This is a genomic window from Streptomyces sp. NPDC001100 (assembly GCF_053598575.1).
Window position 1 is genome coordinate 175,653 of record NZ_JBSFKO010000013.1, and the last position, 17,623, is coordinate 193,275.

The window sequence follows — 17,623 nt, forward strand, 5'->3', positions numbered from 1 at the left end:
GATCTCATGGACCAACACCCGTACGAATACGCCGACTTCACGTACGGCGCGTACGAGCCCGACGACACGCGACCGCCCCGCGGGAGTCGGCGTCCGGTCGTCGTCGCGGTCGGCGCGCTGGTCGCGCTGCTCGTCGTGCCCGTCGCCGTCGACCGCTTCGCGACGGCACGGGTCGAGTCCCGTACCGCCAGGGCGTTCCAGGAGGGCATGCACACGCCCTCGGTGCCGGAGGTCCATGTCCGGGGCTTCCCCGTACCGACCCAGCCGGCCGCCGGCACCCTGCGGCACGTGGACATCACCGCTCACGACATACCGGCGAGCGACACCACCGGCCCGCTGCCGGTGAGCCAACTCTCGCTCCATCTCGCCGGGTTGAGGAAGTCGGACGACGACAAGGAGGCGCTGGCCCGCTCGGCGCAGGCGACCGCCCTGCTGTCCTACCGGGACGTGTCCGACGCCCTCGGACTGGAGATCACGCGGGGCACCGGTCCCGACCAGGTACACGCACAGGTCCTGCTCGCTCCCGGCACCGCCGTCACCGTGGCGGCGACCGTCTCCGTACTGTCCGGAAACCGCATCGCCTTCAAGGACTTCCAGGTCACCGGCGGCCTGCTGCCCGAAGTGGGGCGAGCGGCGCTCACCAGGGTCTTCGAGCGGCCGATACAGCTGCGGAACATCCCCGAGGGACTGCGGCTGCGGTCCGTCACCGCGACGGAGAACGGGCTCAGCGCCCGGCTGTCGGGCGAGTCGGTCACCTTCCGGTCCGACGGCAGCGCGGGCAGCGGTTCGGCATGAGTCGACTCGCCGTACGAGGAGGGTGTTCGAGCGCTCAGTCGGCCGTGGCCGGGCGATCCGCGCCCGCGATCTCGTCCACCACGTCACGCGCCTGCTTCTCCGGGACACCGGTCGCGATCAGCGCGGCGACGGCCGCGTGCGTGCCGTCGTCCTCCAGCTCGCCGGTGTTGAGCTCTTCGAGCAGCGCGATCGTCAGCGCCTCAAGTCCGGCGCTCAGTACGGCGGGAGGCAGCTGGGTGTGGAAGACGCCGTCGCGCTGGCCGCGGTCCAGGATGGTGGTGGCGGCGCGGCGGGCCGGTGCCAGGACCTCGGCCACCCGCTCGACGCCCAGGTCACGGCGGGCCAGGGCCAGCAGGAGCCGGTAGCGGTCGCCCACGGTCCACATCGACAGGACGAAGCGCACGAACGCCCGGTCGGCCGACTCGGGCTCCGCCGGTTCCGGGTCGGCGGGCAGCGCGGCCTTCAACGCCTCCGCGGCCTCCGCCGCCAGCGCCTCCAACAGCGCCTCCCGGCCGGGGAAGTGCCCGAACAGGGTGCGCCGGACCACACCGGAGGCGCGGGCGAGTTCCTCCAGGGTGATGTCGGGATTCCGGCCGAGTTCCCGGCGGGCCGTGGCCAGGATGCGTTCCCGGTTGGAGCGCGCGTTGCTTCGCTGGGGGACTCGGGCCGGGGGCTTGGTCACGGACAACCTCGGTGAAGTGCGGGAACGGCGGAGCGGGGACCAGTGGTACGTCCAGTCTGGCACGGCCCGGCGGCGGCCGTCCGGCGCCCCGACCGTCCGCCCAGTAGGGCCGAGGTACTCAGTAGGACCGAAGGTAACGGTCGAGCCGGGAACGCGCCCTGTTCACGCTGAGTCCCAGTGCCGTGCCGAGCGCCTCGCCCGACACGTCGTCGGCCCGCACCCCGTACGCGGCCTCCCGGCCGACCCGGCCGGCCATGCGTTCCAGCATGGCCACCGCCTTCAGCGCGGCCACCGGCGCCGTCTCCGCGAGTGCGTCGAGCCGCTCCTCCACCTGCTCCATCAGATCGGAGAGTTCCTCCGGCAGCGGGACCGTACGGCGTTCGACCGCGCTGATGTGCTCCCACCAGTCCTCATATGCGTCGGACGTGTCCAGGTCGTCCAGGTCGTGGTCCTCCACCTGGTCCCAGTCGATGGGATGGCTCTCGCCGCGCCAACCGCACGCGCAGGAGGCTCGCCAGGCCGCCGCCTTGGGCCTGCCGAGCCAGCCGTTGTACGCCCACCACTCACGCGTCTGGAATCCGTTGGTGCCACTGCCCACGTCCAGATACACGGGTTTGGGCTCACTGCCGTCGGCGAGGGTCGCCCCCACGATGCCCTCGTGGGACTCCCCGAACTCCTCACTCCGCCACGCCACAACTCCCCCTTCCGGCAACCCTGTCACGGCCGGTCCGGCACCCTGGGTGCCGGACCGGTCACAGTACGAGAGTCCCGCGGAACGGAGATCCGGCGAGGGCGATTTCACCCAACAGGCCGGATTGTCGGGCAGGATGGCCCGTCAGGCGACCGCGGGATCGAGCAGCCCCGCGCGCAGCCGCCGGAGCATGCGGCTGATGAGGCGGGAGACGTGCATCTGGGAGACGCCGAGTTCCTCGCCGATCTCGGCCTGGGTGCGCTCCTCGACGTAGCGCATGTGGATGATCTTCCGCTCCCGCTCGTCGAGTTGGGCAATCAGGGGGGCCAAGGAGCTGAGGTCGTCGACCAGTTCGAGACCCGGGTCGTCCGCGCCGATGACGTCGGCGAGCACGGTCTCGCCCTCGGCGCCGGCGTCGGAGCTGAGCGCGGCGTCGAGCGAGGAGGAGGTGTAGCCGTTGGACGCCTTGCGGGCCTCGATGACCTCTTCCTCGGTCAGGCACATCAGCTCGGACAGTTCCCGGGTGGTGGGCGTACGGCCGAGGCGGGAGCGGAGTTCCTCGGTCGCCTTGGCGAGTTCGACGCGGGCCTCCTGCAGCCGACGCGGCACATGGACGGCCCAGCTGGTGTCGCGGAAGAAGCGCTTGATCTCACCGACGATGTAGGGGACGGCGAAGGAGGTGAACTCGACCTGGCGGGTGAGTTCGAAGCGGTCGATCGCCTTGATGAGTCCGATCGTGCCGACCTGGACGATGTCCTCCATCTCGTTGTTGCTGCGGCTGCGGAAGCGCGCCGCCGCGTAGCGCACGAGGGAGAGGTTCATCTCGATCAGGGTGTTGCGCACGTACTGGAACTCGTGGGTGCCCTCCTCCAGCGAGGTCAGCCGGTCGAAGAACTGGCGCGACAGCTCACGCGCGTCCTTCGGGCTCACCTTCGACGGCTCCGCGATCAACGGGAGCGACTCGTCGGCCGCCACCCGCAGCCCTGCCGTGGCCGCTGCCTTCGCTGCCGTCACGGCTCCCATAACGCCCACCCCATTCGTTCGAACGAACTTCCGTCAAAAGGCCCCTGCCCCGGTTCGCCCGTCTCACTCCCCCTCGTTCGGTCAAATCCGGGGCGGGCGCCTGTCTTTCGGTGCGCAGCCCGGCCCGACCGCTCACGCGCCCTTGCGGCCGACGCCCGCGTAGACCCAGTACTCCGACGGGTTCTCCGGGATCTCGTCCCCGTCGTCCGGGCGCCACAGGGGGACATAGGTCAGACCGGGTTCGACGAGGTCGAAGCCGTCGAACAGGCCGAGGATCTCGTCGTGGGAGCGAGCGGTGACGGGCGAGGTGGCCTTGGAGCGGTACAACCGGCCGACGGCCGCGGCGGTGTCCGGGCGGTCCTGGTTCGTCGCGTGGCTCAGCGCCAGCCAGCTGCCGTCGGGCAGCGCGTCGCGGAACGCGGCGACGATGCCTGCCGGTTCCTCCGCGGGCGTGATGAAGTGCAGGATCGTGATCATCAGGACGGCGACCGGCTGCTCGAAGTCGATCAACTTCCTTACCTGCGGGGCGGACAGGACCTCGGCCGGCCGCCTGATGTCGCCGTCGACGATGTCCGCGTCCGGGTTGTCGGCGAGGAGCGAGGTGCTGTGCGCGACGGCCACCGGGTCGTTGTCGACGTAGACCACACGGGCACCGGGGCTGACGGCCTGCGCGACCTCGTGGACGTTGCCCTGGGTGGGGATGCCCGAGCCGAGGTCGATGAACTGCCGTACCCCGGAGGCGACCAGGAAGCGCACGGCCCGGCCGAGGAAGTCGCGGTTGGCCCGGGCCAGGGTGCGGACCTGGGGGTCGATCGCGGTGAACGCCGCCAACGCCTCGCGGTCTATGGCGAAATTGTGTTCACCGCCCAGCATCGCGTCGTACATTCGGGCGACGCTCGCCTTGTCCGGATCGATCCCCTGCGGCAGACCTGCGCTGTCCGGCACTGCAACTCCTCTTCGCCCGAAGATCCTTGACGAGTCATCATATGATTGCCGTCGAACGCACGGCAGACCGCATGCCCCACGCCACGCGGCCGGTCCCCACCCGGAAAGGCACGACCCTGCGGAACGAACCGCGAAGTCACCACGGTGACGCACTCCCTGCCGGGCCCCCACGCCGCAGGCAGGTCTTCGCCCCCGCGGCGGACATGATCGGCTCCGAGCTCGATCTGCGGCTGACCGGCACCCATGTCGTGCACGCGCTCACACCGGGGTTCTGCGACGCGGCCTCGGTGTATCTGCTGGAGCGGTGGGTGCGGGAGGAGAACGCGACGCCCTCCGTCGATCCGGCCCAGATCGAGGCGCGCAGGCTCGCGGTGCGGGTGGGCACGGAGGCGCAGGAGTCCTGGGACGGTGTGCTGCCGGTCGGTGAGGTGATCGTCTTCCCGCGCGAGACGCCGTACGCGCGCGCCCTCGCCACCGGGCACACCCAGGTGCTCGACGGGGTGGACGCGCACACCTCGCAGCGGCTGCTGGCCTCCGCGGGCGGGGACGCGCAGCGCATAGACGACCTGCTGAAGACGACGTCCTTCCTCGTGGTGCCGCTCCAACTGCGCGGCTCCGTCATCGGTTTCGTCGCCTGCACCCGCGGTCCGGAGCGCGAACCGTTCCTGCCCGGCGAGGCCGTGGCCGTGGAGTCACTGGCGGCCCGCGCCTGTGTGGCCCTGGACAACGCGCGCCGCTACGAACGCGAGCGACGCACCGCGCTCGCCATCCGCAACAGCCTCCTCCCGGACCCGGCCCGGCAGTTCCCCGGCTGCCGTATCGCCCACGGCTATCTCCCCGCCGGCCAGGCCAACATCATCGGCGGCGACTGGTTCGACGTGCTGCCCCGCCCCGGCGGCCGGGTCGGCCTGGTCGTCGGCGACGCGATGGGCCACGGCCCCGACTCCGCCGTCGCCATGATCCAACTGCGCACCGCCGTACGCACGTTGGCCCGGCTCGACATGGAACCGGCCGAACTCTTGCGCCGCCTCGACGAGTTGGCCTACGACACCCCGGGCGCGTCCTTCGCCACCTGCATCTACGCCGAGTGGGACGCCGCCTCGCACACCTGCACCCTGGTCGGCGCCGGGCACCCTCCCCCACTGCTGCGCGCACCCGAAGGGCCGACCGCACCAGTGATCCTCGCCAGTGCGGGACTGCCGCTGGGACTCGGCACCGGCAACTACGAGACCACGGTGCTGACCGTCTCCGAGCCGTCCCTGCTCCTGCTCTACAGCGACGGGCTGGTGGAGTCCCGGCACGCGGACATCGACCAGGAGATCGCCCGGCTGGCTGCGGCCCTCGACACGGCCGCCACTGAACCCGCGCCCTCCGGCGGCACGGACGCGTTCCCCGCGCTGTGCGAGCGGCTGCTCCGCTCCCCCGGCGCGGCGCCCGGAGCCGACGACCGCACGCTGCTGCTGGCCGAGTTGACGCCCGCGACCACCTGAACAGGCCGCGGGCGCCCTCGCCCCCTGCATCGTCCTGGATCAGCGTCCGGTCGGCAGCATGGCCCACACGGCCTTGCCGCCGGTGAGCGCCGAGCGGTCGACCCCCCAGGTGTCCGCGAGCGCCTGCACGATGAACAGGCCGCGCCCGCTCTCGTCGTCGACACAGGGCTCGCAGCGGGAGAGCCCGCCGCCGGTGTAGTCGTGGTCGTGCACCTCGATGCGCAGACAGTGGTCGTCGACGATCCCGACCCCGCACAGAAGCCGCGCGCTGGGGGTGTGACACACACCGTTGGTGGCCAACTCCGAGACAAGGAGCACCGCGTCGTCGCACACGCTCTCGGGCAGGCCCCACTTGGCCAGTTGCGCGCCCATGACGTGGCGGGCGACCCGGACGCCGGAGCGGTGCGCGGGAAGTTCCAGCCAGTGCGCCAAGTCGGGGCTGGCGACGTCTAAGAGCTGCGGGGAGGGAGTCGTGTGGGGGGACACGGTGGTTCGCCTTCCATCGGGGGCGTGCGCAGGCGGGAGACGCGAGTCGTCGGCAACAGGCGTGCCGGAGTTGGGGTGTTCCGGCGGGGGGCCTAGATCACTGACACAAGTAACTATGCCCATAGGTCAGTTCAAGCTGCAACCGGCTCCCTGATAATTACAGAACGCCGATTTCTGTCTGGCGGCATCAGCAAGTCGCTGTCAGACTGGCGCCGGTGACAGTCCCTCAGGAGGTTGGGCGTGAGCGAAGCTCGTTCGGGCGCCGGTGCACCCACGGTCCTGCGCATGATCCTCGGCCGACGGCTGCAGGACCGGCGGCAGGAAGCCGGCGTGTCCCTGGAGGACGCCGCCAGGGCCCTGCGGGTGACATCCCTGACCATCCGCCGCCTGGAGAAGGCCGAGGTCGGCCTCAAGCCGCTCTACGTCGAGAAGCTGCTGGAGACCTACGGCGCCGAGCAGCAGGAGATAGAGGAGTTCGTCACCCTCGCCGAGCGCGCCAACCGGCCCGGCTGGTGGCACGACTTCCGGGATGTGCTGCCCGGCTGGTTCACCGCCTACGTGAGCCTGGAGACCGGCGCCAAGACCCTGCGCACCTATGAACCCCACTACGTCACGGGACTCCTCCAGACGTACGACTACGCGCGTGCCGTACTGAGCGGCGGCTTCCCGAACGACAACGACGAAGACCTTGAACGGCGGGTGCAGTTACGTCTGCGCCGCCAGAGTCTGCTGGAGAGGCCGGACTCGCCCACACTGTGGGCGGTGCTGGAAGAAGCCGTGCTCCACCGGGTGGTGGGCGGTCCCGCGGTCATGCGGGACCAGATAGACCGGCTCCTCGAGGTCTCGGAACTGGACCACGTCAGTGTCGACATCGTCCCGTTCTCGGCGGGTGCCCACGTGGGGGCGTGCGCACCCTTCACCTATTTCCGGTTCGAGGAACCGGAGCTGCCCGACATCGTCTACAGCGAGATCCTCTCCGCCTCCATGTATCTGGACCAGCGATCCGACGTCGCGGCCCATCTGGAGGCGCACAACAGGATGTCGCTGCTGACCTCGTCCGCGGACAGCAAGGCGCTCTTGAACCGCATGCGCAAGGAGTACTCATGACCACCACCGACAACACGGTCTACAACGGGATGCCCGCGTCGAACCTCGGCGAGCAGGGCTGGGAATGCCCCTGGAGCGGTCCCAACGGCGGTCAGTGCGTGGAGACCAAGCAACTCGCCGACGGCCGCGTCGCGTTGCGCCAGTCGACCGATCCCGCAGGCCCCGCGCTGATCTACACGCCGCAGGAGATGGCCGCGTTCGTCGCCGGGGTCAAGCGCGGCCTGGCCGACCATCTGATGGCCGGCTGAACCAGAACCACGGGCGTGAGGAACTGGAGCCGGCCCGGCTGCGACCTGCCCGAGACGCCGATGCACACCACTTGAGAGGGACAGCATGACCAACCCCCACGCCGCGCGGGACATCGACACCAGCAGGCCGCACTCCGCCCGCATGTACGACTACTACCTGGGCGGCAAGGACCACTTCGAGGTCGACAAGCAGGCCGCCGAGACGGTCGCGGCGGCCTACCCGGCCATCTTCGTCTGCGCCCGTGAGAACCGTGCGTTCATGCACCGGGCCACCCGTGTCCTGGCCCGGGAGCACGGCATCCGGCAGTGGCTCGACATCGGCACCGGCATCCCGACCGAACCGAACCTGCACCAGGTCGCCCAGTCCGTGGTCCCCGAGGCCCGGGTGGTCTATGCCGACAACGACCCGCTGGTCCTCAAGTACGCCGAGCGGCTGATGCGCAGCACCCGGCAGGGCCGCACCACCTATGTGCAGGCTGACGTCAACGCCCCCGAGACGCTGCTCAACGCCCCGGAACTGGCCGAGGTACTGGACCTGGGCCAGCCGGTCGCGCTGTCCCTCAACGCCCTCCTGCACTTCGTCACCGACTCCCAGGACCCGTACGGGCTCGTGGAGCGCCTGCTGTCGGTTCTCCCCTCGGGCAGCGCCCTGGCCATCAGCCACTGCACGCCCGACTTCGACCCCGCCACCTGGGAGAAGGTGACGTCGATCTACACCAACGCCGGGACACCCGTGCAGTTCCGCTCCCAGAAGGACGTCTCCCGCTTCTTCACCGGACTCGACCTGCTGGACCCCGGCATCGCGGTCGGCCACCGCTGGCGCCCCGACGCCGCCGACGAGGACACCGTAACGGCGGAGCCGCCCACGGACGCCGAGGTCAGCCTGTGGACCGGGGTGGGCATCAAGCCGTAGCGCCGTCGTAGGACGCCAACGACGTTACGTGCGGGAAACCTTGACGATGGCGGTGCCGGATGCCACGATTCCGGCGCCGCCATGTTTGCGTAAACATCCCCTCCATTCCCTCCCTCCATTCCCTCCCGCCGAGCCCACCGGGTCCGGAGACGGCGAGCCGACATCCCGTCCCGCCCGGTACCTGTTCCAACGGCCGCTCAGCCGCGCGCTGGCCCCGCCATGCGCCGAGCCGCCATTCCTGAAAGGGCAAGTCGATGCGCACCAACTCCGCCAGAACCCGTCTGCGGGCCACCTTCGTGGCCGTCGCCATCGCCGCGGTCACCGGCACCACGCTGGCCGGCAGCCCCGCCTCCGCCGCGCCCAGCACGAACACCTCCCAGTTCAAGGGCGTCAACTGGGCCGACCCGCGCGACAATTACGCCGACGACCCGGTCGTCCTGTCCGGCCTGTCGCTCACCGACACCTACGCCCAGACGTACACCAAGGCGACCCGTGTCATCGCGGCCTTCCGCGCCAACCTCGGCGCCAACACGGTGCGGCTGCCCATCAACCCGTACACGGTGAACGGCAGTTACTGGAAGTCGTACCGCGGTGTCATCGACGCGGCGACGGCGCAGGGCTTCAAGGTCATCGTCTCCTACTGGGAGGGGACGGGCGCCAACAAGGACGGCTTCATCGACGACCCCGCCACGTACTGGCCCATGTGGGACACCGTGGTGAAGGCCTACCAGCACAACCAGCGCGTCTACTTCGAGCCGATGAACGAGCCGCACGGCTACACCGACGCCGAGTGGGCCGACCTCGCCGCCAAGTGGCTCGACACCTACTCCCGTGTGCCGCGCAACCGGGTGTTCGTCAGCGGCGCCGGCTACAACGACCACGTCACCACGGTCTGCGCCGACCCGCGCCTGAAGGGCACGTACCTCTCTCTGCACCACTACGGCTTCTGGAAGGACTACGCCACCTACGACCAGTGGGTGAGCGACCTCAAGGTACGCCTCGGGGACTGTGCGAACCGCACGGTGGCCGACGAGTTCGGCGCCCCGATGACCACGGGCCTGAACTACAACGTGCCCACTCCCGACGACAATTCGGTCAACTTCATCCAGGCCGACACCGACACCTTCCGCAAGCTCGGCATGGGATCCGTCTACTGGCCCGGCCTGCGCACGGACGACACGTACTCGATCCAGAAGCTCATCGGCGACGCGGCCCGCCCCTGGCTGGCCACGACCAACCAGTCCGGCGCGGACCGCCTCGCCTGGGCGTGGGGTCGGGGGCGTCCGGTCAAGTCCTGAGGCGGCTGCCTGATCCGTCTCCGCGAAAGGGCGACGCGGGGGCGGATCCCGGCACCCGACTCATGGCGAACAGCGCGGCCGGGTGCGGAAGTTCACTGCCGGTGCGCCGGGGAGAGCGCCAACCCGCGTCGTGCAAGATCGACTTGGGTGACGACGACCATGAGCTCGTCGCCCACTCGAAGGACCGACCTCCCAGGCGATGACGGCGTGGTCGCCGTCTCGCGTACGGATCAGGATGTCGTGCTCGATGACGACCCTGTCCCCCACTTCCAGATACGTGTAGAACGGCTCACGGGCCTCCACCTTCTCGTACAGCTCGGGAAAGACCTCGAAGTGCTTCCGCAGCGCCTCGATGCCGGCCGCCTTGACCCGACCGAAGGTGACGATCCGTCCGTCCTCCGCCCAGTACATGCCGAAGACGCGGTTCATCACCGGAGCCTCGAAGGGGTTCGGCCTGGAGCGGGCGGAAGCCGCGCTCGAACGCGGCGACCAGGTCGCCGTGACCAGTCGCTCGGAATCCGCGTTCGACGACCTGGTTGCGAAGTACGGCGACGCGGTACTGCCCCTGAAACTCGACGTCGTCATCAACAACGCGGGCTACGGCCTGTTCGGGATGACCGAGGAGGGGACCGAGCAGCAGGCCCGCGAGCAGATCGACGTCATTCTGTTCGGTGCGCTCTGGGTCACCCAGGCGGTACTGCCACACCTGCGCGCCCGCGGATCCGGCCACATCATCCAGGTGTCCTCCATCGGCGGCGTCGTCTCACTGCCCGGCCTCGGCCTCTACCACGCCTCCAAGTTCGTCCTGGAGGGCTTCACCGCGAGCCTCGCCGCCGAGGTGAGGGACTTCGGCATCAAGGTCACCCTGGTCGAACCCGCCGGGTACGCGACCGGATGGGCCGGGCCCTCCGCGGTACAGGCCCGACACCTGCCCGCCTACGACGACTTCCGTGCCGCCATGACACGGATCTCCGCACGGCGCGGCGATCCGAGTGCGACGCGGGCGGCGATCCTCACCGTGGTCGACGCGGAGCAGCCGCCCCTGCGGATCTTCTTCGGGGAGGGACCCCTGGACATGGTCACCAAGGAGTACGAGGCACGGCTGGACGAACGGCGGAAGTGGGACGACGTCTCGAAGCTCGCGTTCGGAGCCTAGGACACCACGGCGTCGGTCCCGCACCCCGGCTCCGCCCGAAAACTCACCCGCGTCGCCAACCATGCGTGTGTTATGAATCTTCACGCCTGACCGATATGGCAAAAAGACAGACAACCATTCGACCGGCCAACGGGTGAGGGCCGGTCGGGGTCGCCGATGCCGGGGTCCGCTCCCCGGGCTGCGGTGATCTTCCTGCATCAGGAGGACCTCCCGCATGTTCCGACGTATTGGCAATACGGTCGTCCGACATCCCGTCTGGACGATCGTCGCGTGGCTGATCGCGGCGGTGGCGATTGTCGCCACCGCTCCGGGCCTGCCCTCCAACAGTGACGAGAGCAGCTTCCTGCCCAAGAGCTACGAATCGATCAAAGCCGCGGATCTGCAGGTGAAGGCGTTCCCCAGCGCCTTCACCCCGTCCGCCATCGCGCTGTACCAGCGCACCGACGGCGGCACACTGACCGCCGCCGACAAGAAGGACGTCGCCCGCATCACCACCGAACTGGGCGCGAAGCACATAGACCAGGTACAGAAGGTGGTCCCCGGCCAGCCGTCCAAAGACGGCCGGTACACCATGTCCCTGGTCCAGATGGACAGCAAGAACGCCGGCCAGCCCGTCCAGGCGGACGCCGCCAAGGTGCTGCGCGACGACGTCAAACAACTGGTCAAGGGCACAGACCTGGAGGTGAGGCTCGGCGGTTCCGCCGCGCAGGCCCTCGATCAGCAGGACTCCTCCAAGCGCGGCGAGGCGCTGATCGGCATCGGGACCTTCGTCATCATCCTGGTGACGCTCCTGATCATCTTCCGGGCGCCGATCCTCGCTTTCCTGCCCCTGCTGCTGATCGGTGTGGTGGCGGCCATCGCCAACGGGCTGATCGCCTACGCCACCAAGCTGTTCGGTCTGCAGGCCAACAGTTCCGTCTCGTCGATCCTGATCGTCGTGCTGTTCGGTGTGGGCACGGACTACTTCCTGTTCCTGATGTTCCGTTACCGGGAACGGCTGCGGGCAGGTGACGAACCGAAGCAGGCGATGATCAACGCGGTCGCCCGGGTCGGTGAGGCCATCGCGTCGGCGGCCGGCGCGGTCATCATCGCGTTCCTCGCGCTGGTGCTGTCCACGCTGGGTTTCCTCAAGCAGATGGGTCCGGCGCTGGCGATCGCGGTCAGCGTCACCCTGGTCGCGGGCCTGACCCTGATCCCGGCCGTGGTCTCGCTGATCGGGCCGAAGGTCTTCTGGCCTTCCAAGTCGTGGCAGCGGGAGCCGGAGAACGCCCGGTTCGCCGCGCTCGGCCGCGGTGTGCGCAGCCGTCCCGCGCTGACCGCCGCGCTCTCCGGCCTCGTACTCGTCGCCCTGTCGCTCGGCACCCTCGGTTACAAGGCCACCTTCGACCTGGCCTCGGGTTCCATGCCGAAGACCAAGGAGTCGATGGTCGTCCAGGACGAGATGCAGAAGGCGTACTCGGCGGGTGCCGCCGCGCCCACCGACGTCTATCTCTCCAGCGCCGACGGCCGGGCGCTCGACCGCAGCACCTTCGCCTCCTACGCCGAGAAGCTCGGGGCCGTGGACGGTGTCGCGAGCGCCCGGATGAGCCAGGTCAACAAGGGCGGGACCACGGCGGACTTCACCGTGACGCTGAAGTACGAGGCCTCGACGGAGAAGGCGATCGACACCGTGGGCCGGGTGCGCGAGGTCGCGCACTCCGCCGCTCCCGACGGTACGGAGGCCCTGGTCGGCGGAATGTCCTCGATCTACAAGGACATCAACGCCGCGGTCAACCACGACTACCGGACCGTCTTCCCCGTCGCCGCCCTGCTGATCATGCTGATCCTGGGACTGGTGCTGCGCAGTGTCGTCGCGCCGCTCTACCTCATGGCGTCGGTGGGTCTCGGCTTCGGCGCCACACTGGGCGCCACCGTCTGGATCTTCCAGGACGCGCAGGGGCACCCTGGGCTGATGTTCATGCTCCCGGTGATCATGTATCTCTTCGTGGTCGCCATCGGTACGGACTACAACATCCTGATGATCGCCCGGCTGCGCGAGGAGGCCCGCGAGGGTCGCGATCCGCGTGAGGCGGCGGGTATGGCGCTGCGGCACGCGGGGCCGACCGTCGCGGCGGCCGGTTTCATCCTCGCGGCGACCTTCGCGACGATGATGCTGGCGGGCAACGCGCTGCTCACGGAGATGGGTTTCGCCGTCTCCTTCGGGATCGCCGTCGCCGCGTTCGTGATGGCGATGTTCTTCACGCCCAGCCTCACGGCTCTCATCGGCCACGCGGCCTGGTGGCCCGGCCACGCCGACCGCGCCCGGGAGGCGACGCCTGCTCCGGGCACCGGTTCCGAGATCTCCGGCAGTGGGGATCAGGACTCGGTCGCCCACGATCCGGCCGGCCGACGCGGTTAGTCACGACACCGAGGGCCTGTCCGCCGGACCGACATCCGGCGGACAGGCCCTCGCTCGACTCCCGTACGGCGACGCCGAGTTCCCCGGACTTCGCAGTCGTCAGCCGGTCGGTACGGCATCCGAGGCCGTCGGCGACGGAGTGCCGGACCCGCTCCCGGTGTCGGCGCACTCCGGGAGCGAGAGTCCGTCAGGACCTCCGGTGAGCGCGGTGGCCGTGACCCAGCCGGTGCCACCGGCGCTGAGGGCCAACTCGACCCACAGGTCACTGGTGTAGCCGTGGGCCTGCACCGTCTCTCCGTGCGTCACGCACAGTGCCAAGTAGTTGCCGCCCGCCTCGACGTGACTGGTCCGTTCACCGGCCGTGCCCGGGCTCGTGCGGACGGGCGCGTACGCGGCGCCTTCCACCGATGTGGTGCCGGGCACCGAGGGCCCCACCGACGGCTGACCCGAAGTCTCGCCGCTACCGCTCGGCGAAGGCGAGGCCGAGGGCGAGGGCGCCGACGCCGCGACATACACCGTGGCCGGCGTTCGACGGCTCGCCGTCACCCGGTCCCCCGGCCCCGGCGCACCCTCGTCGACGCGAGGCAACTGCACCGTGCCGGCCGCGCCGTCGACCGGGATCACGACCCGCGCGACCGTGCCCTCCGCCACCCCGTCCGCAGGTTCCGCCGCGTACTGGACCTGAAGACAGTCGGCCGCCAACTCCGTGACGGTGCCGGTGACATCGGCCCCCGCGGACACCTCGGGCAGGGTGATCCCGATGGCGTCGGTTCCCGCGCAGGAGGACGCCGTACTCGTCGGCACCGGCGAACGCTGCTGCTCCGGGGCGTCGGCGATCCGCAGCTGGGTCACCCGGCCGGGCTGGGTGTCCGTGGCGTCGACGACTATCGTGCCGCTCTTCGCCAGGGCGAGGGGCTGCCCGTTCAACGCGGGCCGGACATGGCGGCCCTTGGACTCGATCCGGTACAGGGAGTAGACCGTGCGCGAGCTCTCGGCGAACTCGGCGGACCCGAGATCCGGCGCGTACGCGGAGTGGACCGCCCCCGTGGTCCGGTCCACGGCCGCGTTCGCGCCGGATGTCGTGCTCCCCTCCAGATGACGGATGGCCGCCACGAGATACGGCCTGGGGTTGCCCAGCTCTCGCTGGAGTCCCGACACCGACACCTCACCCAGCGGGGTCACGATCGACACGTCGGCGGAGACGCTGATGTTTCCCGACGAGTCGATCGTGAACGTCACCGGCAGGAAAGCGGGTTTGACGGAGACCGTCGTACCCCCTGTCGGGTCCTTGCACCCCGTGGCCAGCAGCGCCGCGAGCAGCGCCGGCGCGAGCAGCCTCCCCCGACAACCCCACATACGTTCCCCCCGATGACCCCGCAATGGGCTGTCCCACCAGTGTGAGTTCGCGGCGGGCCGGGGTCTTCGGGGCAACCACCGGTCTCCTGACCGGTGTTCTCGGTGCTGGCCCTGATGCCACCGCCCCGAGCGTCCGCCAGCATGGGCACATGGGCCGCAGCGTGCTGATCGTGGACGACGATCCCGGCTACCGAGCCGCCGTACGGGCCTTGTTGGAGGTCGACGGCGAGTACACCGTGTCGGAGGCGGCTTCGGCGTCGGCGGCCGTCACGGCGATCGTCCGGGGGAACCGTCCCGACCTCGTCCTCCTGGACCTCGGGCTCCCGGGCGAGGATGTGTTCGCCGCCGCCCGGGAGTTGAGCGCGCTGGCGCCAGGAGTGGTGGTGGTCCTCTGTTCGGTGCGTGAGGCCGACGAGTTCGGCGGGCGGATCGCCCACTGCCCGGCGGCCGGCTTCCTCACGAAGGCACGGCTGTCGGCCGCCGCGCTCTCCCGCTTCATCGCGGCGGACGACTCGGACGAGGGCTGAGGTCACACGGTTCGATCGGACTGCAGATACGTGAGGACGGCGAGCACACGCCGGTGGTACTCGCCCTCGCTCTCGTCGGGGAGGCCAAGTCGCTTGAAAACACTGCCGACATGGGTCTCGACCGTCTTGACGGTGACCACGAGGTGGCTCGCGATGGCGGGGTTGGTCAGCCCCTGCGCCATGAGCTTCAGCACCTCCAGTTCCCGGGCGCTGAGTCTGGCCAAACGTCCTTGCCGGTGAGGGCCGTTGAACAGCAGCCGTAGAACCTCCTGGTCGAACTCGCACTCCCCTTCGGCGATTCGGCGCACCGTGTCGAGGAAGTGTTCGTCGGCGACCCGCTCCTTGAGGAGATAGCCGACGCCTCTGACACCGGAACCCGTCAGTTCGGTGAGATGGGTTACCTGAATGCTCTGGGACAGCAGGAGAATCCCCACACCGGGATGGGACTGCCGGATGTCGACCGCGGCCCGCAGGCCCTCCAGACGCTTCGTCGGCGGCATCCTGATGTCGATCACCGCGAGGTCGGGGTCGGTGCGGGCGACCGCCGCGCGCAGGGAGTCCGCGTCGCCGACCTGGGCGGTGATCCGGTGCCCCCGGCTCTCCAGCAGTGCGGCCAGCGCGGACCGGAACAGCCGCTCGTCATCGGCGAGCACGATGCGCAGCGGGCCGGTCCGCCGTACGGCCGCCGGTCCCTCCCCGCGCGGTGTCCACTCCGGTGTCCGTCCCGAATCCGTCATCCTCGTCCGTCCTCCTCCTCGGAACACCGGGCCCGTCCGGTCGTCAACGTGGCCGCCACCACGGTCCCTTGGCCCGGCGCGCTACTGACGGTCATCTCCCCGTCGAACACCGCCACCCGGTCCCGCAGCCCGAGCAGCCCGGTGCCTCCGTCCGGGTCGGCACCGCCGATGCCGTCGTCGGTGACCGCGAGCCGCAGGATGCCGTCCTCGTGTCGTACGTCGATGTCGATGGTCGTGGCGTGGGCGTGTTTCAGGGCGTTGGTGACCGCCTCGGCCGCGATGAAGTACGCGGTGGCCGCGAGGGGGCGTGGCAGTTCCGGTACCTCTGTCGCACTGACCCTGACCGGGCAGGGGGACCGGGCGGCGATCGCCTCCAGGGCCGCCACGAGCCCTGTCTCGCTGAGGACGGCCGGGTGGATTCCGTGGGCGAGGTCGCGCAGTTGGTCCATGCCCTCGCCCATCAACTCCGCGATGCGGTCAAGGAGTTCGGCCAGCTCGGCGGAGGCCGTCGGCTCGGGCACCCGCTGGGTGTCCAGTCGTCGGCGTGCCAGCCGCAGCGTCACCAGCGCGGTGACGAACCTGGACTGCGCGCCGTCGTGCAGATCGTGCTCGATCCGCCGGCGCTGCTCGTCGCCCGCTTCGACGATGCGGGCGCGGGACGCCCGTACCTCGGCCAGCTGGGCCTGGACCTCGGCGGCCAGCCGTTGGTTGTCCAGTTCGAGCGCCACGGCCGAGACGACCGCCTCCAGCACGTACCTGTCCTCCCGCAGTGCCGGGTCGTGCAGCAGGACGCCGACCCGCCGGCCGTTCCGTTCCAGGGGGCTGACCTGCTGTCCGGGTGCCGCCTTGAGCGTACGGCCCCGACTGTCGACGTAGCCGACCGCGTCCGAGGCGGGGAACCCCACTTGTACGGAGGTGTCGCCGAGCGCTTTCGCGAGCGCGTCCCGAAGTTGTTCCCTGGAGGCGAGCGGCATCCGGCGGAGCAGGTCGGCCACGGCGGTGCGACCCAGCCGGACGCGCCACACACCGGCCAGGAACGCCAACGGCAGCAGGAGCACGGACACGTGCGCGATGTTGATGAGGGGGGTGTGGGTCCACGAGGGCCCGGTCCCGAGCATCCCGTCCAGCGCGGAGGCGAGACCGCCGACCAGGCCCACGACGTAGAGCGGAGCGAGGACGCGGCGGGCCGGGCGGGTGGCGGTCGTCCAGTGGGCCAGCAGGGCGGCGACCACGGCTCCGCTCATGACGAACTGAACCACGTCGGTCGCCTGGCGCAGCCGGTCCACCGGGTGCACCAGCAGCAGGTTCGGCACGACCGAGGTGGAGAACGGCACGCTCAGCGGCATCAGCACGAAGGCCGTCAGATATCCGGCACCGGCGAGCACGCGGTCGGTCCGGGACGTCGACCGGCCGTCCGGATACATAAGCAGCAGCGGGATGAGGAAACCGCTGGAGGCCGAACGGACGAGCAGGCCCACGGTGTGCACGACCGGGTCCAGGCTGATCTGCAGGTCCTCCGCGAACCAGCCGATCCCGACCAGCAGCATCATCAGCCCGACCCGGTTGCCGGGCCGTCGCAGCCGGGCCAGCAGTCCGGCCACCAGGTAGAGCCCGCCGACGGCTCCCGAGAACGGGATCGTGGTCGTGGTGGTGTACCGGCCGGGAGCGGTCACGATCAGGACGTACGTCCCGAACCCCGCGCCGAACACGGCCAGCGCGACGGCCTCACGCCGGGCCGACAGTCGCACGCCCAGGGCACCGGACAAGTACG

Annotated in this window: 18 protein-coding genes; 9 read left to right on the forward strand and 9 right to left on the reverse strand. The window is 69.9% G+C overall.

Going from position 1 to position 17,623, the window contains the following annotated elements; all coding sequences use genetic code 11:
• Positions 1-6: 6 nt before the first annotated feature.
• Positions 7-795 carry an LmeA family phospholipid-binding protein gene (locus ACWDEW_RS20970; protein ID WP_450514460.1) on the forward strand — a complete coding sequence of 263 codons (789 nt, stop codon included), beginning with the start codon at positions 7-9 and terminating at the stop codon, positions 793-795.
• Between the two features lie 34 nt (positions 796-829).
• Here the strand turns inward: ACWDEW_RS20970 and ACWDEW_RS20975 are convergent, their stop codons facing one another.
• From ACWDEW_RS20975 to ACWDEW_RS20990, 4 genes are all read right to left on the reverse strand, one after another.
• Positions 830-1,477 carry a TetR/AcrR family transcriptional regulator gene (locus ACWDEW_RS20975; RefSeq protein WP_450514461.1) on the reverse strand — a complete coding sequence of 216 codons (648 nt, stop codon included), beginning with the start codon at positions 1,475-1,477 and terminating at the stop codon, positions 830-832.
• Positions 1,478-1,595: 118 nt separating this feature from the next.
• On the reverse strand, positions 1,596-2,171 hold the full coding sequence (locus ACWDEW_RS20980) for a hypothetical protein (RefSeq protein WP_450514462.1): 576 nt from the start codon (positions 2,169-2,171) through the stop codon (positions 1,596-1,598).
• 141 nt (positions 2,172-2,312) lie between these two features.
• Positions 2,313-3,191 (reverse strand): SigB/SigF/SigG family RNA polymerase sigma factor, encoded by an 879-nt coding sequence (locus tag ACWDEW_RS20985; RefSeq protein WP_450514463.1) that lies wholly within the window; start codon positions 3,189-3,191, stop codon positions 2,313-2,315.
• A 132-nt stretch (positions 3,192-3,323) separates the two neighbouring features.
• Positions 3,324-4,136: an SAM-dependent methyltransferase gene (locus ACWDEW_RS20990; protein ID WP_450514464.1), complete on the reverse strand. Its 813-nt coding sequence runs from the start codon at positions 4,134-4,136 to the stop codon at positions 3,324-3,326.
• 41 nt (positions 4,137-4,177) lie between these two features.
• Between ACWDEW_RS20990 and ACWDEW_RS20995 the strand changes: the two genes are divergently transcribed.
• Positions 4,178-5,626, forward strand: a complete 1,449-nt coding sequence (locus ACWDEW_RS20995) for a PP2C family protein-serine/threonine phosphatase (protein WP_450514465.1) — start codon at positions 4,178-4,180, stop codon at positions 5,624-5,626.
• Between the two features lie 39 nt (positions 5,627-5,665).
• On the opposite strand, the gene ACWDEW_RS21000 is transcribed toward ACWDEW_RS20995, so the two are convergent.
• Positions 5,666-6,112 (reverse strand): ATP-binding protein, encoded by a 447-nt coding sequence (locus ACWDEW_RS21000; protein ID WP_450514466.1) that lies wholly within the window; start codon positions 6,110-6,112, stop codon positions 5,666-5,668.
• Between the two features lie 240 nt (positions 6,113-6,352).
• Between ACWDEW_RS21000 and ACWDEW_RS21005 the strand changes: the two genes are divergently transcribed.
• The 4 genes from ACWDEW_RS21005 (at position 6,353) to ACWDEW_RS21020 (ending at position 9,678) form a co-directional block, all read left to right on the forward strand.
• Positions 6,353-7,219, forward strand: coding sequence for a helix-turn-helix domain-containing protein (locus ACWDEW_RS21005; RefSeq protein ID WP_450514467.1), 867 nt, complete (start codon positions 6,353-6,355; stop codon positions 7,217-7,219).
• Positions 7,216-7,467, forward strand: coding sequence for a DUF397 domain-containing protein (locus ACWDEW_RS21010; RefSeq protein ID WP_093631185.1), 252 nt, complete (start codon positions 7,216-7,218; stop codon positions 7,465-7,467). The genes ACWDEW_RS21005 and ACWDEW_RS21010 overlap by 4 nt, the downstream gene beginning before the upstream one ends.
• A gap of 85 nt (positions 7,468-7,552) precedes the next feature.
• Positions 7,553-8,380 carry an SAM-dependent methyltransferase gene (locus tag ACWDEW_RS21015; RefSeq protein ID WP_450514468.1) on the forward strand — a complete coding sequence of 276 codons (828 nt, stop codon included), beginning with the start codon at positions 7,553-7,555 and terminating at the stop codon, positions 8,378-8,380.
• 254 nt (positions 8,381-8,634) lie between these two features.
• Entirely contained in the window at positions 8,635-9,678 is a 1,044-nt protein-coding gene (locus tag ACWDEW_RS21020; protein ID WP_450514469.1) for a glycoside hydrolase family 5 protein, read from the forward strand.
• A 60-nt stretch (positions 9,679-9,738) separates the two neighbouring features.
• On the opposite strand, the gene ACWDEW_RS21025 is transcribed toward ACWDEW_RS21020, so the two are convergent.
• Complete coding sequence (locus tag ACWDEW_RS21025) at positions 9,739-10,107, reverse strand: hypothetical protein (RefSeq protein WP_450514470.1); 369 nt, start codon at positions 10,105-10,107, stop codon at positions 9,739-9,741.
• Here ACWDEW_RS21025 and ACWDEW_RS21030 point away from each other — a divergent pair.
• Both ACWDEW_RS21030 and ACWDEW_RS21035 read left to right on the forward strand, forming a co-directional pair.
• Positions 10,088-10,834, forward strand: coding sequence for an SDR family NAD(P)-dependent oxidoreductase (locus tag ACWDEW_RS21030; protein ID WP_450514471.1), 747 nt, complete (start codon positions 10,088-10,090; stop codon positions 10,832-10,834). The two genes, ACWDEW_RS21025 and ACWDEW_RS21030, sit on opposite strands and share 20 nt — an antisense overlap.
• Positions 10,835-11,048: 214 nt before the next feature.
• The gene (locus tag ACWDEW_RS21035; protein WP_450514472.1) at positions 11,049-13,232 is read left to right on the forward strand and encodes an MMPL family transporter; all 2,184 of its coding nucleotides are present in this window, start codon (positions 11,049-11,051) and stop codon (positions 13,230-13,232) included.
• 99 nt (positions 13,233-13,331) lie between these two features.
• Here ACWDEW_RS21035 and ACWDEW_RS21040 read toward each other — a convergent pair whose 3' ends face one another.
• A complete protein-coding gene (locus ACWDEW_RS21040) occupies positions 13,332-14,588 on the reverse strand; it encodes a hypothetical protein (protein WP_450514473.1) in 1,257 nt (418 codons plus the stop codon).
• Positions 14,589-14,737: 149 nt separating this feature from the next.
• Between ACWDEW_RS21040 and ACWDEW_RS21045 the strand changes: the two genes are divergently transcribed.
• Complete coding sequence (locus tag ACWDEW_RS21045; protein ID WP_450514474.1) at positions 14,738-15,115, forward strand: response regulator; 378 nt, start codon at positions 14,738-14,740, stop codon at positions 15,113-15,115.
• 2 nt (positions 15,116-15,117) lie between these two features.
• On the opposite strand, the gene ACWDEW_RS21050 is transcribed toward ACWDEW_RS21045, so the two are convergent.
• Positions 15,118-15,852 (reverse strand): response regulator transcription factor, encoded by a 735-nt coding sequence (locus tag ACWDEW_RS21050; protein ID WP_450514475.1) that lies wholly within the window; start codon positions 15,850-15,852, stop codon positions 15,118-15,120.
• Positions 15,849-17,618: a sensor histidine kinase gene (locus tag ACWDEW_RS21055; RefSeq protein ID WP_450514476.1), complete on the reverse strand. Its 1,770-nt coding sequence runs from the start codon at positions 17,616-17,618 to the stop codon at positions 15,849-15,851. The genes ACWDEW_RS21050 and ACWDEW_RS21055 overlap by 4 nt, the downstream gene beginning before the upstream one ends.
• Positions 17,619-17,623 lie beyond the last annotated feature (5 nt).